General features: G+C 65.1%; 12 protein-coding genes. 4 read left to right on the top strand and 8 right to left on the bottom strand.

The features are described 5' to 3' along the window. The first annotated feature begins 43 nt into the window (after positions 1–43). Complete coding sequence (dnaE, locus tag J2X62_RS11430; protein ID WP_310180610.1) at positions 44–3580, top strand: DNA polymerase III subunit alpha; 3537 nt, start codon at positions 44–46, stop codon at positions 3578–3580. Here the strand turns inward: dnaE and J2X62_RS11425 are convergent. Next, positions 3551–3820 carry a hypothetical protein gene (locus J2X62_RS11425; RefSeq protein ID WP_222058678.1) on the bottom strand — a complete coding sequence of 90 codons (270 nt, stop codon included), beginning with the start codon at positions 3818–3820 and terminating at the stop codon, positions 3551–3553. The two genes, dnaE and J2X62_RS11425, sit on opposite strands and share 30 nt — an antisense overlap. A gap of 164 nt (positions 3821–3984) precedes the next feature. On the opposite strand from J2X62_RS11425, the gene J2X62_RS11420 reads away from it, so the two are divergent. Together J2X62_RS11420 and ilvA are read left to right on the top strand one after the other, a co-directional pair. Then, positions 3985–4419, top strand: a complete 435-nt coding sequence (locus J2X62_RS11420; RefSeq protein ID WP_027497325.1) for a nitroreductase family deazaflavin-dependent oxidoreductase — start codon at positions 3985–3987, stop codon at positions 4417–4419. Positions 4420–4488: 69 nt separating this feature from the next. Further along, the gene (ilvA, locus tag J2X62_RS11415) at positions 4489–5844 is read left to right on the top strand and encodes a threonine ammonia-lyase IlvA (RefSeq protein WP_222068257.1); all 1356 of its coding nucleotides are present in this window, start codon (positions 4489–4491) and stop codon (positions 5842–5844) included. 1 nt (position 5845) lies between these two features. On the opposite strand, the gene J2X62_RS11410 is transcribed toward ilvA, so the two are convergent. Then, positions 5846–6370: a TetR/AcrR family transcriptional regulator gene (locus J2X62_RS11410; protein WP_032374344.1), complete on the bottom strand. Its 525-nt coding sequence runs from the start codon at positions 6368–6370 to the stop codon at positions 5846–5848. A 114-nt stretch (positions 6371–6484) separates the two neighbouring features. Between J2X62_RS11410 and J2X62_RS11405 the strand changes: the two genes are divergently transcribed. Continuing rightward, a complete protein-coding gene (locus tag J2X62_RS11405; protein WP_179274401.1) occupies positions 6485–8041 on the top strand; it encodes an MFS transporter in 1557 nt (518 codons plus the stop codon). Here the strand turns inward: J2X62_RS11405 and treZ are convergent. From treZ to J2X62_RS11375, 6 genes are all read right to left on the bottom strand, one after another. After that, positions 8014–9789: a malto-oligosyltrehalose trehalohydrolase gene (treZ, locus tag J2X62_RS11400; protein ID WP_080736286.1), complete on the bottom strand. Its 1776-nt coding sequence runs from the start codon at positions 9787–9789 to the stop codon at positions 8014–8016. The two genes, J2X62_RS11405 and treZ, sit on opposite strands and share 28 nt — an antisense overlap. Next, on the bottom strand, positions 9786–12161 hold the full coding sequence (gene treY / locus J2X62_RS11395) for a malto-oligosyltrehalose synthase (protein ID WP_310180598.1): 2376 nt from the start codon (positions 12159–12161) through the stop codon (positions 9786–9788). The genes treZ and treY overlap by 4 nt, the downstream gene beginning before the upstream one ends. 3 nt (positions 12162–12164) lie before the next feature. Continuing rightward, positions 12165–14456: a glycogen debranching protein GlgX gene (glgX, locus tag J2X62_RS11390; protein ID WP_032374340.1), complete on the bottom strand. Its 2292-nt coding sequence runs from the start codon at positions 14454–14456 to the stop codon at positions 12165–12167. A gap of 56 nt (positions 14457–14512) precedes the next feature. Next, positions 14513–16639, bottom strand: a complete 2127-nt coding sequence (locus J2X62_RS11385) for an acyltransferase family protein (protein ID WP_094644260.1) — start codon at positions 16637–16639, stop codon at positions 14513–14515. Positions 16640–16876: 237 nt separating this feature from the next. Then, the gene (locus J2X62_RS11380; RefSeq protein ID WP_310180593.1) at positions 16877–17476 is read right to left on the bottom strand and encodes a hypothetical protein; all 600 of its coding nucleotides are present in this window, start codon (positions 17474–17476) and stop codon (positions 16877–16879) included. Then, positions 17473–18273 carry a MerR family transcriptional regulator gene (locus J2X62_RS11375; protein WP_310180591.1) on the bottom strand — a complete coding sequence of 267 codons (801 nt, stop codon included), beginning with the start codon at positions 18271–18273 and terminating at the stop codon, positions 17473–17475. The genes J2X62_RS11380 and J2X62_RS11375 overlap by 4 nt, the downstream gene beginning before the upstream one ends. Positions 18274–18342: the final 69 nt, after the last annotated feature.

The raw sequence follows: 18342 nt of genomic DNA, 5'->3' as shown, positions 1-18342 counted from the left end.
GCTCGTATTTTCGAAAACGCACGACCTTCAGGAGAGAACCTTCGTGGCCGATTCGTTCGTTCATCTGCACAACCACACCGAATATTCGATGCTCGACGGTGCCGCCAAGATCGGGGCCATGTTCGCGGAGGCGGCGCGGTTGGAGATGACGGCGGTCGGCATGACCGACCACGGCAACATGTACGGAGCCAGCGAGTTCTACAACGAGGCCAAGAAGGCCGACATCAAGCCGATCATCGGTATCGAGGCCTACATCGCTCCCGAATCCCGATTCAACAAGAAGCGCGTGCTGTGGGGCGACCGAAGCCAGAAGTCCGACGACGTCTCCGGTAGCGGTGCGTACACGCACATGACGATGGTGGCGGAGAACGCGACCGGCGTGCGCAATCTGTTCAAGCTGTCCTCGCTGGCGTCCATCGAGGGTCAGCTCGGCAAGTGGGCCCGGATGGACGAGGAGATCATCGCTCAGCACGCCGAGGGCATCATCGCCACCACCGGCTGCCCGTCCGGTGAGGTTCAGACGCGCCTACGTCTGGGCCAGGACCGCGAAGCACTCGAGGCCGCGGCCAAGTGGCAGGAGATCTGGGGACCGGACAACTTCTTCCTCGAGTTGATGGACCACGGTCTGTCCATCGAGCGACGAGTCCGAGAGGGCCTGCTCGACATCGGCAAGAAGCTGTCCATTCCGCCGTTGGCCACCAACGACTGCCACTACGTCACCAAGGACGCCGCCGAGAACCACGAGGCTCTGCTGTGCATCCAGACCGGTAAGACGCTCAGCGATCCCACTCGCTTCAAGTTCGACGGCGACGGCTACTACCTCAAGTCCGCTGCCGAGATGCGTGCTCTCTGGGACGACGAGGTACCCGGTGCATGCGACAGCACGCTCCTCATCGCCGAGCGAGTCCAGCCCTACGACGAGGTGTGGGCGCACCGCGACCGGATGCCCATCTTCCCGGTTCCCGAGGGATACACGCAGGGAACGTGGCTGCGGCACGAGGTCATGACCGGACTCGAACGTCGGTTCCCCGACGGTCCGGCCGAGGATTACCTCGCGCGAGCGGAGTACGAGATCAAGGTGATCCTGGAGATGGGCTTCCCGGCCTACTTCCTCGTGGTCGGCGACCTCATCAACCACGCGAAAGCGGTCGGCATCCGCGTCGGACCGGGCCGTGGTTCCGCCGCCGGATCCCTGGTTGCCTACGCCATGGGCATCACCAACATCGATCCGCTCCCGCACGGATTGCTCTTCGAGCGATTCCTCAACCCCGAGCGTGTGTCGATGCCCGATATCGATATCGACTTCGACGATCGTCGTCGCGGTGAGATGGTGCGCTACGCCACGGAGAAGTGGGGTAGCGACCGGGTTGCGCAGGTCATCACCTTCGGCACCATCAAGACCAAGGCTGCCATCAAGGACTCCGCACGTGTGCAGTTCGGCCAGCCCGGTTTCGGCATCGCCGATCAGATCACCAAGGCTCTGCCGCCACCCATCATGGCCAAGGACATCTCGGTGGCCGGCATCACCGATCCGTCGCACGAGCGCTACAAGGAGGCCGTCGAGGTCCGAGCGCTCATCGACTCCAACCCCGACGTGGCCACGATCTACAAGACGGCCAAGGGCCTCGAAGGCCTGATCCGCAACGCGGGCGTGCACGCCTGCGCGGTCATCATGTCCTCGGAGCCGCTCACCGACGCAATCCCGGTGTGGAAGCGGGCCCAGGACGGCGCGATCATCACCGGCTGGGACTACCCGTCGTGCGAGGCCATCGGCCTGCTGAAGATGGACTTCCTCGGTCTGCGAAACCTCACGGTCATCGGCGACGCGATCGACAACATCAAGGCCAACCGCGGCATCGACATCGATCTCGACGCGTTGCCGCTCGACGATCCGGCGACCTTCGAATTGCTTTCTCGCGGAGACACTCTCGGTGTTTTCCAGCTCGACGGCAGCGCGATGCGCGACCTGCTGCGCCGCATGCAGCCCACCGGTTTCGAGGACATCGTCGCCGTGCTGGCGCTGTACCGCCCGGGTCCGATGGGCATGAACTCGCACAACGACTACGCCGACCGCAAGAACGGGCGGCAGGAGGTCAAGCCGATTCACCCTGAGCTCGAAGAGCCGCTCAAGGTGATTCTCGGCGAGACGTACGGCCTGGTGGTCTACCAGGAGCAGATCATGCAGCTCGCGCAGAAGGTCGCCGGGTACACCCTGGGCCAGGCCGACCTGCTGCGTCGTGCCATGGGAAAGAAGAAGCTCTCCGAGCTGGAGAAGGCGTACGCCGGATTCCGTCAGGGCATGTTGGACAACGGCTTCTCCGAGGCCGCGATCAAGGCGCTGTGGGACACCGTGCTCCCGTTCGCCGGCTACGCGTTCAACAAGTCGCACTCGGCCGGATACGGCCTGGTCTCGTACTGGACGGCGTACCTCAAGGCCAACTATCCGGCCGAGTACATGGCCGGCCTGCTCACCAGTGTCGGTGACGACAAGGACAAGGCCGCGATCTACCTGGCCGACTGCCGCAAGCTCGGCATCACGGTGCTGCCACCGGACGTCAACGAATCCGAGCTCAACTTCGCATCGGTGGGCAAGGACATCCGGTTCGGTCTCGGCGCGGTGCGCAACGTCGGCACGAACGTGGTCGCATCGATCATCAGAGCGCGGTCGGAGAAGTCCAAATACACGGACTTCTCGGACTACCTGGGCAAGATCGACGCGATCGCGTGCAGCAAGAAGGTCACCGAATCTCTCATCAAGGCAGGCGCTTTCGACTCTCTCGATCATCCGCGCAAGGGTCTGATGTTGATCCATGCCGACGCGATCGATGCGGTGATGGGCACCAAGAAGGCCGAGGCGATCGGACAGTTCGATCTGTTCGGCGGTGAGGACGCCGACGAGTCCATCTCCTCGGTGTTCAACGTCCGCGTGCCGGACGAGGAGTGGGAGTCCAAGCACCGTCTGGCCCTCGAGCGCGAGATGCTCGGTCTCTACGTCTCCGGCCACCCGCTGCTCGGTGTCGAGCACATGTTGGCCGCGAAGTCCGACTGCAACATCCCGACGATCCTCGAAGGGGACATCAAGGACGGCACTCAGGTCACCGTCGGCGGAATTCTGGCCTCGGTGAACCGGCGGATCAACAAGAACGGTCTGACGTGGGCGTCGGCTCAGCTCGAGGACCTTGCCGGCGGCATCGAGGTGCTGTTCTTCCCACAGGCCTACTCGGTGTTCGGTGCCGACGTCACCGAGGACTCGGTGGTGCTCGTCAAGGGTCGCGTGTCGGTGCGTGACGACCGGGTGTCGTTGATCGCGAACGATCTTGCGGTGCCGGATCTTTCGGCGATCGGTATCGACAAGCCGCTCGCGGTGAGTTTGCCGACGCGGCTGTGCACGGCAGACAAGGTCGGCGCGCTCAAGCGGGTGTTGATCAGCCACCCAGGGACCTCGGACGTCCATCTACGTTTGGTCAGTGGCGACAAGATCACCACGATGAAGCTCGACGACAGTCTGCGGGTGACGCCGACGTCGGCGCTGATGGGAGACCTGAAGGCGCTACTGGGGCCCGGCTGCCTGACGGGGTGAGCCGGTCCGGGCGGGGTGGACCTCGGTCAATCGGAGAGTCCACCACGCGGCGATTGCGACTGCCGCGCCGCCGAGGACGGCTGCCTGCAGTGATCCGACCAGCGCGAGGGTGGCGACGAACACGACGAGCCCGATGGCCACGGCCTCGAGCTTGTACAGAGGCCATTCGACTCCGGCGACATCGACCGTGCGAAGAACGGGGACAGTTCGACGGCTCACCTGGTTGCTCGTGTAGGTCATCGCGTCCTCCTCGGGTACGCCCGTCCGGCCCGATGATTCGGGTGTCCGGCGGGTGAAGTTCAGACTATACCCACGCAAAGATTCGGTCCACCGAACTCATGGTTCCGAGCTGCGACGATCGAGATTCGGTGGCGTCTCGGCGGCCGTGGGTGTTGACTGAAACCATGCCATTGACAGGAGAATACGAACCGAGTTCATCCGACTGGGCCCGAAAGCAGGCCGAGCTGTACGAGAACTCCGGCGGAACCGAAGGCACGACGATGAACGGGATGCCGGTCGTGCTGCTGACCACCAAGGGAAACAAGAGCGGAAAGCTGCGCAAGTCGCCGTTGATGCGGGTGGAACACGATGGGGAGTACGCCATCGTGGCCTCCCTCGGTGGTGCGCCGAAGCACCCCGTCTGGTACTTCAACGTCAAGGCCGAGCCGCTGGTGGAGCTGCAGGACGGACCCGAAAAGCATGATTACGTCGCTCGGGAGGTAACCGGCGACGAGAAAGCCGTGTGGTGGGAGCGCTCGGTCGCGGTCTACCCCGATTACGCGGATTACCAGAAGAAGACCGACCGGGAGATCCCGGTGTTCGTCCTCGCGCGCGCCTGAGCGCGATCGGCCTGCCCGTGGAACGGTCCCGAGTGGGTGACCGTTCCACGCTGGTGGCAGCATGTGCTGGTGTCTTCATCACCTGAGCTCGCCTCCCAGCACCCCTCGTCGGTAGCCGTCACCGCGGCCGACATCGATGCAGCTGCGATGCGAATTTCCTCGGTGGTCGCCGCGACACCCCTGCAGTTGTGCGAGCGCCTGTCGGCAGAGACCGGAGCGACGGTCTACCTCAAACGCGAAGACCTGCAGATCGTCCGCTCGTACAAGATTCGCGGCGCGTACAACCTGATGGATCAGTTGACCGAGGCCGAGCGCAGCGTCGGCGTGGTCACGGCGAGTGCCGGGAACCACGCGCAGGGTGTGGCATTCGCCTGTCGGTCCATGCAGGTGCGAGGTCGGATCTACGTGCCGGCCAACACCCCCAAGCAGAAGCGTGACCGAATCAGGGTGCACGGAGGCGACTTCGTGGAGCTCATTGTCATCGGCGACACGTTCGACGCCGCAGCTGCCGCGGCTGCCGCGGACGTGGCCCGTACCGGTGCCACCATGGTCCCGCCGTTCGACGATCCACGAACGGTGGCGGGCCAAGGGACGATCGCCAAGGAAATCGTCGATCAGCTCGGCGGCGCACCCGATGTGGTGGTGATGCCCGTCGGCGGGGGCGGCTGCATCGCGGGTATCTCCAGTTATCTGCGTGAGCGCGCTCCGCAGACATCGTTGGTCGGCGTCGAACCATCCGGTGCTGCGTCGATGACCGCTGCGTTGATTGCTGGTGGGCCGGTGACGCTGTCGGATATCGATCCGTTCGTCGACGGGGCGGCGGTCCGGCGTATCGGCGATGTTCCGTACTCGGCGCTGCAGTCGTTGGGCGCGACGGTGGTGTCCCATGCATCGTTGCCCCTGATCACCGCGCCGGTGTTCGAAAGTTCCGGCCCCGGTGCGTTCCTGATCACCCAGATAGACGAGGGCGCGGTCTGTACCGCAATGCTCGAGCTGTACCAGAACGAAGGGGTCATCGCCGAGCCCGCAGGCGCGTTGGCGGTCGCCGCGCTCGAGCATCTCGACATCGCACCGGGAAGTACCGTCGTGTGCCTGGTGTCCGGGGGAAACAACGACGTCTCACGGTACGGCGAGATTCTCGAACGATCGCTCGTCCACCTCGGCCTCAAGCACTACTTCCTCGTGGACTTTCCGCAGGAGCCCGGCGCACTGCGTCGCTTTCTCGACGAGGTACTCGGGCCCGAGGACGACATCACCTTGTTCGAGTACGTCAAGCGAAACAACCGGGAGACCGGTGCCGCGCTCGTCGGCATTCAACTCGGTTCGGCGCACGGCCTTTCGGCCCTCCTCGAACGTATGCGGTCCTCGCACCTTCAGGTGGAGCAGCTGGAGCCGGGTTCGCCGGTCTACCGCTACTTGACCTGAGTCACCGACCCAGCAGGCGGTCGACCACCTGCTTGTGCAGTTCGGGGTCGACGGCGGGCAGGTCGAGGACGGCTCCGAGGTATATCCCGTCGCCGACGAGTCGGATGATCTCGGCCTGCACCGGATCGTCGATCTCGGTACGTAAGCCCTCGTCCCACTGCTGCATCATGTCCGTGACGGCGTCCTGCACCTCGCCGGAGTTTCCGTCGACGCTGCGCAGTGCCGCCAGCGTGGAGCGGTAGAGCGCGATTTCCTTCTCCGAAATGCAATCGGGTGGTTGCAGATACCACTCCGCCACGGAGGTGCCACCTGCGCCGGCGTCGGCTCGCTGCTGATCGGCCTGAACGGCGAGCCGTCGGACCATGGCAGCGACCAGAGCGTCCTTGGTCTTGAAGTGGTACAGCAAGCCGCCCTTCGATACCCCGGCGGCGGCAGCGACGCTGTCCAGGGTCACTTTGGTCATGCCGTGTTCGAGAAGCAATGTCTCGAGCGAATCCAGAATTCGGTCGCGTGTGTCAGATGACATGAAACTCACTTTACCGGCTGGACGGTTCGAGGTAGTCTTCGGAGCTGTACCGGCTGGACGGTTGGTATCGAGAATGTGCCCGGTCGCGGACCGGGCGGGCGAAATGGAGTCATGGTGAGCGACGTGCGGACCGGTGCGGTGCACGAGATCGACGGCGGATCGGCCTCCAGAGCCACCGCGCGCGACTGGTTCGGGTTGGTGGTGCTCGCGTTTGCCGTCCTTCTCATCGCGGTCGATGGAACCGTGCTCGATCTCGCCCTGCCGTTCATCAGCGCCGATCTGGCACCGTCGAGCAATCAGCTGCTGTGGATCATCGACGTGTACTCGTTCGTACTGGCCGGCTTGCTCATCACGATGGGCACGCTCGGTGACCGGATCGGTCGGCGTCGCCTACTGCTGATCGGAGCAGCGGGCTTCGGAATCGCCTCTCTCGTTGCGGCTGTCTCGACCAGCCCGGAGATGCTCATCGCGGCGCGAGTTCTGCAGGGTATCTCCGGCGCGACCTTGATGCCCGCCACTCTCGGCTTGATTCGCACGATCTTCCTCGATCCGCGCCAACGGGTGACCGCTATCGGCGTCTGGGGCGCGATGGCGGGCGGCGGCGCGGCCGCCGGTCCGCTCGTGGGCGGGTGGTTGCTCGAGCACTTCTGGTGGGGCTCGGTGTTTCTCATCAACATTCCCGTCATGATCGCGCTGATCGCGCTGGGGCCGTTGGTCATTCCCGAGTCCAAGGATCCGAACCCGGGCCGTTTCGACCTACCCAGCTCGGCGTTGTCGATGCTCGCTATCGTTCCGATCGTGTTCGCGGTCAAGGAGATCGCAGCGCACGGCCTTCACCCGGCCTACGTGGTCTCCGCCGTCGTCGGCGTGATCGCCGGTGTGGTGTTCGTGCGGCGACAGCGGATTCTGGACGCCCCGATGATCGACATCCGGCTGTTCGCCAACCGTGCCTTCTCGACGGGTGTGGCGACGAACTTCCTGTCCGTGTTCGCACTCGCCGGCGTGCTGTTCTTCGGTTCGCAGTACCTGCAGCTCGTCCTGGGCAACAGCCCGCTCGAAGCCGGACTGCTGTTGCTGCCGGGCACGGCCGCCAGCATCGTGACCTCATTGCTCGCTGCGGTTCTGGTTCGGTACTTCACCGCAGGCACGGTCCTCGGCGCAGGCATGATCGCAGCTGCTGCGGGCGCGGGCATCCTGGTCGGTCTCGGTACCGACACCAGCCCGGCGTTGTTCATCGCCGGATTCGTCCTGGTGGGTGCAGGCGTCGGCTTCGCGCTCACTCTGACGTCCGACCTGGTGGTCAGCGCCGTCGAACCCGAGCGAGCCGGGGCTGCGTCCGCGGTGTCGGAAACCGCGTACGAGCTGGGCATCGCGCTGGGAGTGGCGATCCTCGGCACGGTCGTCATGGCCATCTTCCGACGCGGGATCGACACCTCGCAGCTCACACCCGAGCTCGGTGCCAGAGCAGCCGAAACGCTCGGCGGCGCAGACGCGGTGGCCCGTGAACTACCGGACTCGGTGGCGACGGTCCTCCTGGACTCCGCGCATGCCGCGTTCGTCTCGGGCATGCACGTTGCGGCCGTCGCCACCGCGGTGGTCCTTGCGGTCACCGCCGTGTTCGTGCTGGTGAACCTACGGGTTCGTCAGGATTCGAGCACCGCGAAGGAGTGACCGGGAACCGTGGTGGCAGACCCGGTGTCGTTCGAGGTCGTCGGCTCCCATTCGAGCAGTGTGGAGCCGCCGACCGGTACCGTCACCGCGGACTCGGACAGATTGCACACCACGCTGACGCGGCCGCGGCGAATCGCGATCCACTGGGCGTCCTCGTCGTACTCGACCTTCACGTGATCGAGCCACGGGTCGGTCAGTTCGGTCCGCTCGCGGCGCAGGGCCAGTAGGTCTCGATAGACAGCCAACAGTCGGGCATGGTCGCCGTCGCCCAGTTCCGACCAATTCAATTTCGATCGTGTGAACGTCTCGGGATCCTGTGGGTCGGGGATGTCGCTCTTGTCCCACCCGTGTTCGGCGAACTCGGCTTTGCGTCCTTCCGCCGTGGCCTTGCCGAGCTCGGGTTCGGGGTGCGAGGTGAAGAACTGGAACGGAGTCGACGCTCCCCATTCCTCGCCCATGAACAGCATCGGAGTGTAGGGCGAGGTGAGTACCAGAGCTGCCTTGATCGCGAGCTGTCCGGGGGAGAGGTAGAAGCCGGGGCGATCTCCGATCGCACGGTTGCCGACCTGATCATGGGTGGTCGTGTAGGCCACCAGAGAGCTGGCGGGAATGCGGCGGGTGTCCAGTGGTCGCCCGTGGATTCGGCCGCGGAAGCTGGAGTACGTTCCGGCATGAAAGAAGCCCTGCCGCACCGTGTTCGCCAGGCCCTGCAACGACCCGAAGTCGCCGTAGTAGCCCTGCCGTTCGCCGGAGACCGCAGCATGGATCGCGTGGTGAATGTCGTCGTCCCACTGTGCGTCGAGTCCGTAGCCGCCACCCGACCGTGCCGTGATCAGCGATGGATCGTTGAGGTCGCTCTCGGCGATCAGGGTCAGTGGACGGCCGAGATGCGCTGACAGGGTGCGCGTTTCGATCGAGAGCTGCTCGAGGAGATGCACAGCGGTGTGGTCGACGATGGCGTGCACCGCGTCGAGACGCAACGCGTCGATGTGGAACTCGGAGAACCAGCGCAACGCGTTGTCCAGGGCGTAGCGCCGCACCTCGCCCGAGTCTGCATCGGCATAGTTGATCGCCTGGCCCCAGCTGTTGGCCCCTTCGGTCATGTAGGGACCGAAGCGTTCCAGATAGTTGCCGGACGGGCCGAGATGGTTGTAGACGACGTCGAGAACCACACCGATCCCGTGGCCGTGGCATGCATCGACCAAGCGCTGCAACCCTTCCGGGCCACCGTAGGCCTCGTGCACGGTGTACCAGAGGACGCCGTCGTAGCCCCAGTTGTGCACGCCGTTGAATCCGTTGACCGGCATGATCTCGACGAAAGACACGCCGAGGTCGACGAGGTGATCGAGCTTGTCGATCGCCGCGTCGAACGTTCCCTCGCGAGTGAAGGTGCCGATGTGGAGTTCGTAGATCGACGATCCGGGGAGTTGACGACCGGTCCATGCGGAATCGGTCCACAACGACGGATCGACCTCGAACACCTGGGACATTTCGTGCACACCGTCGGGTTGCCGAGGCGAGCGTGGATCCGGCAGCGCCTTCTCGGCGTCGTCGAGGAGGAATCCGTAGCGACTGTCCGCGGCGGCGGCCACCTCTGCTCGCCACCAGCCGTCCGAGGATTGCTCCATGTCGTGGACCGAGTCGTCCAGTTGCAGCCGTACTCGTTCCGGGGTCGGTGCCCATACTGCGAATTCACGGGTCGTGGCCGAAGATGTCGTGGCCGAAGATGTCGTGGTCGAGGATGTCATCGTGCTGACTCTCCTTCGTTGTCGCGCACCAGAAGTGCAACCGGCAGGGAGGCGAACAGCTCGGCGACCGCAACGGTCCCGTTGTGTTCGACGTCGGTGATGCGGTCGCGCCACCGACCGTCGGGCAGCGTCACGCTCGTCTCGCCCCACCCTGTCTCGGCCACACCGAGGGACAGCCTCGTGGCCAGCGCAACCACATCGGAGTTGCCGGGCAACGGACCTCGGGCAAATCCGACGACATGCGCGGCCGCGGTCCCGTCCGCGACGATCGGCGTGTAACTACCGCCGACGAAGCTCGCAGGCCGTTCGCGTCGTACCGTCAGCGCGGAACGAACCACGGCCAGCTTCGCAGCACCGGTATCGACCGATGGCGCGGATCCGTTCAGTCCGGCCAGAACGGACCGGCGTACCGAGTAGTCGACGGGTCTGCGGTTGTCGGGGTCGACGAGCGAGTCCTCCCACAGCTCGGTGCCCTGATACACATCCGGGATTCCGGGACCGACGAGTGTGAGCAACTTCTGCCCGAGTGCATCGGAGTGTCCATGGGGCGAGAGCTTTTCGACGAGCATAGTCATCGAACGTGCCACCGGACCGTCGAGAATTGCGTCGAGCCAGTTGTGAACGGCAGTCTCGAACTCCTCGTCCGGATCGGTCCACGTGGTACGGAGAGCGGCCTCGCGAATGGCCTTCTCGGCGTAGGCGTGTAGCCGTTCCCGCAGGGTCGAGGTGATCACCCCGTCGACCGGCCAGACACCGAAGACGTTCTGCCACAAGAACATCCCCGTGGTGCCGTCGGGGCTCGGGGCCAGCTCCTCCCAATCGGCGATCGCCCGGGCCCACAGCTCCGGCGTCTGCGAGAGCACGCCGATACGCGCCCGCACGTCCTCACCGCGTTTGGTGTCGTGTGTGGACAGTGTCGTCATCGCGGCGGGCCAGCGCTTCGCGCGGTCGGCGTTCTTCAGATGGAAGTACGCTGGGCTGCAACCGAACCGAGCGGGATCGCCGCCCACCTCCTGCAGCGAGATCAACCGGTTGGCGCGGTAGAACAGGCAGTCCTCGACGCCCTTGGCCGTGACGGCACCGCACACCTGATCGAAACGCACGGGGGATTCGGTACCGGCGATCAGGGCGGTTGTCAGAGCGTCGAGACCGCCGGCCAGTTCCGGCTGCTCTTCACCGATGGCGGCGACGACACCCGGAAGCACACCGGCCAGCGGCGCGTAGTCGGTGCGGTACACCGGAACTGCGGCAACAACGGCAACGATGGCGTCGATCACCGATTCGAGCTCGATGGAGGTACCCGATTCACGAACCACGGCGCGGGCGAGGCGTCGCACCTCGGGGGACAGGTCGCCGCGCGCGACAGCGGTCTTGAGATCGAGTTCTGTCTCGTGCAACGTCTCGTCGTCGTAGGCGATGCCGGAGCGCACCTGGGACAGTGCGGTCAGTGCCGGTGCCCCTTCCGCGTCGACGAATATCCCGCCCACGGCCGCCAACGCGTCGTACCCTGTCGTGCCGTCGACGGGCAGCGACTCGTCCAACGGTTCGCCGTCGGCCAAGATCTTCTCGATCACCAGCCAGCGGTCGGGACCGAGCAGCCCGCGTAGTTCGGTCAGATATCCGGCAGGATCGGCCAAGCCGTCGGGGTGATCGACGCGCAATCCGTCGATCAGCCCGTCCTCGATCCAGCTCGCCACCTGGCGATGCGAGTCGGTGAAGACGTCGAGGTCTTCCTGCCGGACACCGGCCAGGCCGTTCACCGAGAAGAAGCGCCGGTAGCCGATCAGCCCGGCGGACCAACTGACGAGGCGGTAGGCCTGACGGTCGTGCACGGCCTGGGCGTCGTCGCCGTCGGTACCGTCGGCGATGGGGAAGCGGTGCTCGTAGAACGCCAGCAGAGGCTCGTCCTCGGAGCGGTCGACGGTGAGCTCGGCGACATCGCTCGCGCTGCCGAGCACGGGGATCGCGATCTTGCCGTCCACTCCGTTGTCCGCTGCGAAGTCGATGTCGAAGTAGGTGGCGAACTCCGAGTCACGACCGCGCCGCAGAACGTCCCACCACCACGCGTTCTGTCGTGGATCCTCCACCCCGACGTGGTTGGGAACGATGTCGACGATGATCCCCATGCCCACCTCGGCAGCCCGAGTGTGCAAGCGAGTCAATGCATCTCGCCCGCCGAGGGCGGCGGAGACGGTCGAGGTGTCGGTGACGTCGTACCCGTGCGTCGAACCGTCGGTCGCGGTCAGTATCGGCGAGAGATAGAGATGGCTCACTCCGAGGTCGTGCAGGTAGTCGACCACGTCCGAGGCGTCGGCCAGGGTGAAGGCATCGCCCCGCAGTTGTAACCGGTATGTGCTGGTGGGCAGCGGCATGAGTCAGGCAGTCTTTCGTAGAACGAGTAGGGATCGAGCGGTGACCTCCACCGGTGTACCCGCTTCGATCGATTTCTCACCCGCTCCCGTGCGCGCTGCCGTATCGAGGGCGACCGTCCATTCCTTGGCGTAGTTTCCGTCCGGGGTGACGAATTCGATCGTCTCGTGATGTGCGTTGAAGCACAACAGGAACGAGTCGTCGACCACCCGCTCCCCGCGCTGATTCGGCTCGGGAATGCCCTCACCGTTGAGGAACACGGTGAGCGATTTGCCGAAACCGCTGTCCCAGTCCTCGGGAGTCATCTCCTCGCCTGCGGGGGTGAGCCAGGCGATGTCACGTGCCTGTTCGCCCGATCGGATGGGCCTGCCCTCGAAGAATCGGCGACGGCGAAACACCGGGTGCTCGTTGCGCAGCGCAATTGCGTTGCGGGTGAACTCGATCAGGTCGGCGTTGGTCTCGGCCAGGGACCAGTCCATCCACGCCAGTTCCGAATCCTGGCAGTAGACGTTGTTGTTGCCCTGCTGAGTTCGGCCGAGTTCGTCGCCGTGCGCGATCATCGGCGTGCCTTGGCTGAGCAGCAGCGTGGCCATGATGTTTCGAATTTGGCGGGCACGCAGATCGAGGATCTCGGGATCGTCGGTCGGACCCTCGACGCCGCAGTTCCACGACCGGTTGTGGCTCTCGCCGTCGTTGTTGTCCTCGCCGTTGGCCTCGTTGTGCTTGTCGTTGTACGAGACCAGGTCGTTGAGGGTGAAGCCGTCGTGCGCGATGACGAAGTTGATGCTGGCACCGGGGCGACGGCCCGTCGCCTCGTAGAGATCCGACGATCCGGTCAGGCGGGACGCGAACTCGCCCAGCGTCGCGGGCTCACCGCGCCAGTAGTCGCGAACGGTGTCGCGGTACTTGCCGTTCCACTCGGTCCACAGACCGGGGAAGTTACCCACCTGGTATCCGCCCTCGCCGACATCCCACGGCTCGGCGATCAGCTTCACCTGGCTGACGACCGGGTCCTGTTGCACCAGATCGAAGAACGCGCTCAGTCGATCCACGTCGTGCAGTTCACGGGCAAGGGTGGATGCGAGGTCGAACCTGAATCCGTCGACGTGCATCTCGGTGACCCAGTAGCGCAGCGAGTCCATGATGAGCTGCAGCGTGTGTGGGTGTCGAGCATTGAGACTGTTGCCCGTCCCGGTGTAGTCCATGTAGTGCTCGAGATCGCCGTCGACCAGTCGGTAGTAGGCCGCGTTGTCGATGCCGCGGAAGCTGATGGTGGGGCCCATGTGGTTTCCCTCGGCGGTGTGGTTGTAGACCACGTCGAGGATCACCTCGATGCCGGCGGCGTGGAAAGAACGGACCATCGCCTTGAATTCGGTCACCGCGGCACCGGGCGACTGATGCGAGGAATACTCCGCATGAGGCGCGAGGAATCCGAAGGTGTTGTAGCCCCAGTAGTTTCGCAGTCCCTTGTCCAGAAGTACCTGGTCCTGCATGAACTGGTGCACCGGCATCAGCTCGATCGCGGTGACGCCCAGGTGCTGCAGATGCTCGATGATCACCGGATGTGCCAGACCGGCATAGGTGCCGCGCTCGGCCTCGGGGATGTCCGGATGGGTGATCGTCATGCCCTTGACGTGGGCCTCGTAGATCACCGTCTCGTGATACGGCCTCTTCGGTGCGCGGTCGGCCTGCCAGTCGAAGAAGGGGTTGATCACCACAGTGGTCATCGTGTGCCCCAGCGAATCGTGCTGAGGGAAATCGTTGTTCGGCTCGTCGTCGTGGGCGATCGGTGCCTCGTCGACGATTTCGCCGTCCGGATCGGCAAGATCCGCCGCGTCCTCGAACCCGCCGTCGGCGTCGAGTGGATCCGCGGCTGCGGAGTCCGTGGACTCCACGGGCTCGGGTTCGGCGGCCGGGATGTCGATGTTGTAGGAGAAGAGCGATCGGTCTCCGTCGAACGACCCCTCGAATGCTTTTCCGTAAGGATCGACCAGCAACTTGCTGGGATCACAACGGTGTCCGGCAGCCGGATCCCACGGCCCGTGGACGCGGTAGCCGTAGCGTTGTCCCGGCACGACCGTGGGCAGGTACGCGTGCCACACGTAGCCGTCGGACTCCTCGAAACGAATACGAGTTTCGGTACCGTCCTCGGCGATCAGGCACAGGTCCACGGCCTCGGCGACCTCGGAGAACAAGGCGAAGTTGGTTCCTGCTCCGTCGTAGGTCGCTCCCAGTGGATAAGGGGATCCCGGCCATACGGCGATGGCGGGCGTGTCGTCGGAGGCGTCGTGCAGCATGGATCAACCCTACTGTGACCGGTGGGACCAGGCTTACCGAGCGCGAGCCGTTCCGCTCACGGTCCGGCCCACCAGCCGGTCGCAGATCCGAGCTGCCGGCCGAGCTCGGTGGTCAGGGTTCGCACGTAGGTGGCGGTGAGATGATGCTCGTCGCGATAGATCAGTACGTTCCCCTGCTCGACGCGACAGACGGTGTCGTCGCACACCGCGTCCGAGAGGTCGAGGGCGGAGAATCCGCTCAGCTGGAACGAGGACGCCAGAGCGGGGTTGACCGAGTCGAGCGCCTCGTCTCGCGGGATGCCGCACGAGGTGGCCGAGCCGCCGTCGGCCAGGCAGTCGATGGCTCGATACGCGAGCCACGGCGTGTCCCTGATGCCGAGGACGCCGACACCGTCGGCGATCAACTGCTGCCAGACCGAGACGTACCAGGGCGGGGTGAAGTCGCCGGGGAAGTCGTCGCGGGGCCGGGTGGCCGTGGTGAACACGTATTCCGGTTGCATCGATGCGACGTCGTCGAGCACGGTCCGGGTCCAGTCCAGACAATCCGGGTACTCGTTCTGCCCGAGCATCGGCATCGTGTCCAGGCTGAGCGGGCACCCCATCTTCACGAACGTGACCACCTTGAAGCCGTGCCGCCGCCCCAGAGTGTCGAGAGCCGTCACCCAGTGCTCGGCGTGTGAGCTCCCCGCCAGCACGATCGTTCGGGCCGCATCGACGTCGCCGTAGGTACAGGACAGAGCGTCGCGAGTCTCGAAATCCGCGATGCAGCCCTCGAGGGTGGTGACGGGAAGATCCTCGGGAGCGGAGTACAGGGGAGGCGTCATCTCGGCCGGTTCGACGCGAATGCCGTCGGTCAGTTCCAGCGCCCCCGGGTGCGTGGCTTCGTCGACCGATTCGTCGGCCTGCACGGCCGAGATCGATCGTTCGATGTAGGCGTTCCAGCCGACCGAACCGGCTGTCACCGCCACGGCAGCAACGAGGGCGACGGCCGTGACTGCGATGCGGCCGGGAGTGAATGTGGTGGCCTGCGTGGGACGCTCCACGAAGCGGACGGTGAGCCACGCGAGTGCGACCGATGCACCGACGATGCCGAGTCCGCCGGGTATGTCCGCGTGGGTCCTGCCGGTGGCCGACAGGTAGAAGATCAACAGCGGCCAGTGCCACAGGTACAACGGAAACGCGATCGAGCCGACCCAGGCGAAGAACCGGTTGGACAACGTCGCGGCGACCACGGTGTTCGAGCCTGCGATGATCAGCGCCACAGTGGCCAGTACTGGAATCAGCGCCAGGGGACCGGGGAACGCGGTCACGCCGTCCACCACGAATCCACAGACGACGATGACGAACATCGCACCGGCGGCGAGCGCGCCCCGGGCGGTCGATCCCACCCGACTCACGCGGGCATCGGCCCCGGTGTTTCTGCCGGCGAATGCCGCGAACGTGGCCGCGACCGCCGCACCGAGCATGATCTCCCAGAGTCGCGCACCCGTGTCGTAGTAGTTCCACGCCTGATGGCGTCGAGCACCGTCCGCCGCATACACGAACGACAACACCGCGATGACGGCGAAGATCACGGCGAAGGTCTGTGGTCGCAGACTTCGCGGTCCCTCCGGTCGCATCGTGCGCAGAATCCACGCCAGACCGAACACGACGGCAATCGCGAGCAGATAGAACTGGAATTGCACCGCGACGGACCACAGGTGCTGGACCGGGCTCACCGAGGGGTCGGCCGCCAGGTAGTCGTTGGCCGTCGTCGCCAACTGCCAGTTCACGAAGAAGAAGACACCGGAGACGAGTTGGTCGCCCACGTCGGCCCAGCGGGTCCGCGGTAGCAGGAACACCGACGCGGCCGCTACCGCCAACAGAGTCAGCGCCAGCGGCGGTCCGAGTCTGCGGAGCACGCGAACGATGCGGGTGATCGGGTTCAGGCTCGCGCCGGCCTCGGCCGATCGAAGCAACGACGCAGTGAAGAAGAAACCGGACAGCGTGAGGAAGACATCGACTCCGCCCGACACCCGGCCCATCCAGATGTGGAACACGACCACCAGGGCGATTGCGACACCACGCAGACCGTTCAGATCGTGGCGCTGTGGCGGTCGCGGCACGACGGGAGCCGACACCGAACTCGGGGCCGCGGAATCGGTTGCCGATTCGTGATCGGTTCCGCTCGGGTGTACCTGCATGAAAGGGGAATGGCTCCGGCTGTCGATCGACCACTGGTCGGGCGGTCACGGTCGGTGGTGTTCGTCTCGGAAGCTGCTCGGCAGACGACGAGGTTCGTCGCAAACAAGAAGACGTTCTCAGCAAACAATACGTGTACGCGCGGTGACGCACTCCTCGGAGTCCGTACTGCGGTGCCGGTCCCAGCTCGTCGCCGGTTTCTCACAGCGTGGTCTCACCGGTCCCGCGGCAGTTCGGGTTCACATCCCACCGTCGGCCGGAACCGAGGACAACGCGGCGACCAGGGCCACGGGATCGTCCACGTACAAGCCGATGGACGTCGCGGTGCCCTCGACCCGCCACCGACGTAGGGGTGCGGGTACGACGACTGTGGTGCGGGTCGACAACGTGATGTCGACGTTCGTGCCGTCCTGGTTCGGTAACACGGCTCGGTCGTCGCGGACAGTGGGAGCCACCACGCCGAACCGGCGATGGAGTCGGGCCGAAACGATCGTCGATCTCTCCACCGTGGTGACGACCTCGCCGGAGGTGCGCAGGACGAGTGCTTCGGGTGTGAGGACATGGGGGTGCACCCGGCCGACGGCTGTGGCCGACGCCAGCAGAACGATCGATACGACCGAGAGCGCACCGAGCACGATATCGAGCCACAGCCACGGAACCAGGAGATGCACGACGACGATCTCGACGACCGAGGCCACACCGAACATCAACGGCATCGAACCCGTTCCGCGCACCGCGGTGAACTCGGCAGAGTCGGCCGCGATCGGAGCGTGGCGGCCGCGTGCCCACAACAGCAGTGCGTGCCATCTGCCGACCTGGGCACCCCGATCCGGGGTCACTGTGAGGTTCCTGCCGGATGCTCACCGTCGAGCAGACGAGCTGTGGTGCGGAGGACGACGGCGCGTTGGGCCGCGTCGGGAACGATGTCCTCGATGTCGAGCAGCGCGGTCGATTCGCTCCCGAGCGCAGCGGACTCGGGCGCCTGAGCGAAGGACTCGACATCGAGTACGGACACCAACTCGTCGGCCAACGCGTCGATGTCGTCCTCGGATTCGGCGACGCTTCGGCCCTCGAGGGCACCGAAGCGTCGTAGCAACACCAGGTATCTCCGACGTAGGTCGTGATCGCCGAGCGCGGCGGACATCGTCTCGAAGAATGCCGCCGGGACGCGGCCCGAAATTGCGATCACTTCGAGTAGATCGCGTTCGCGGATCAGCGCGGGCCGGTCCCGTTCGTCCGCTGCATCGAGCAAGGACCCGAACGTTGCTGCAACATCTCGTGGGAGCGCGGTCAGAGGACGCCGTTCGACAGCGTCGACGAGCAACGCCGACAAGCGACTGTGCTTGTGTGCCAATGCCGTCTGCTCGGTCTCGATGCCGGCCAGCAAGGCTCGCAGGTCCGCGACCACGTCGGGCTCGTCCGTCGCTTTTCCGTCGAGCACTGCCGCTATCGCGCCCAGCGGCATTCCGCACTCGGCCAACCATCGGATTCGCATCAGCCGAACGACGTCGTCGATCGTGTACTCGCGGTAGCCGTTGGACAGCCGCCGAGGCTCGGAGAGCAAGCCGAGTCGGTGGTAGTGGCGCACCGTCCGCGGGGTCGTTCCGGCGGCATCGGCGAGGGATCCGATTCTCATGCGTCCAGTGTGAACGTTGACGTAGCGTCAAGGTCAAGACCGATCGCTGGATACTGTTCGGGCCCCCAC

This window comes from Rhodococcus sp. 3258, assembly GCF_031456475.1.
GTDB lineage: Bacteria > Actinomycetota > Actinomycetes > Mycobacteriales > Mycobacteriaceae > Rhodococcoides > Rhodococcoides fascians.
This window is presented reverse-complemented; position numbering and strand designations above follow the sequence as displayed.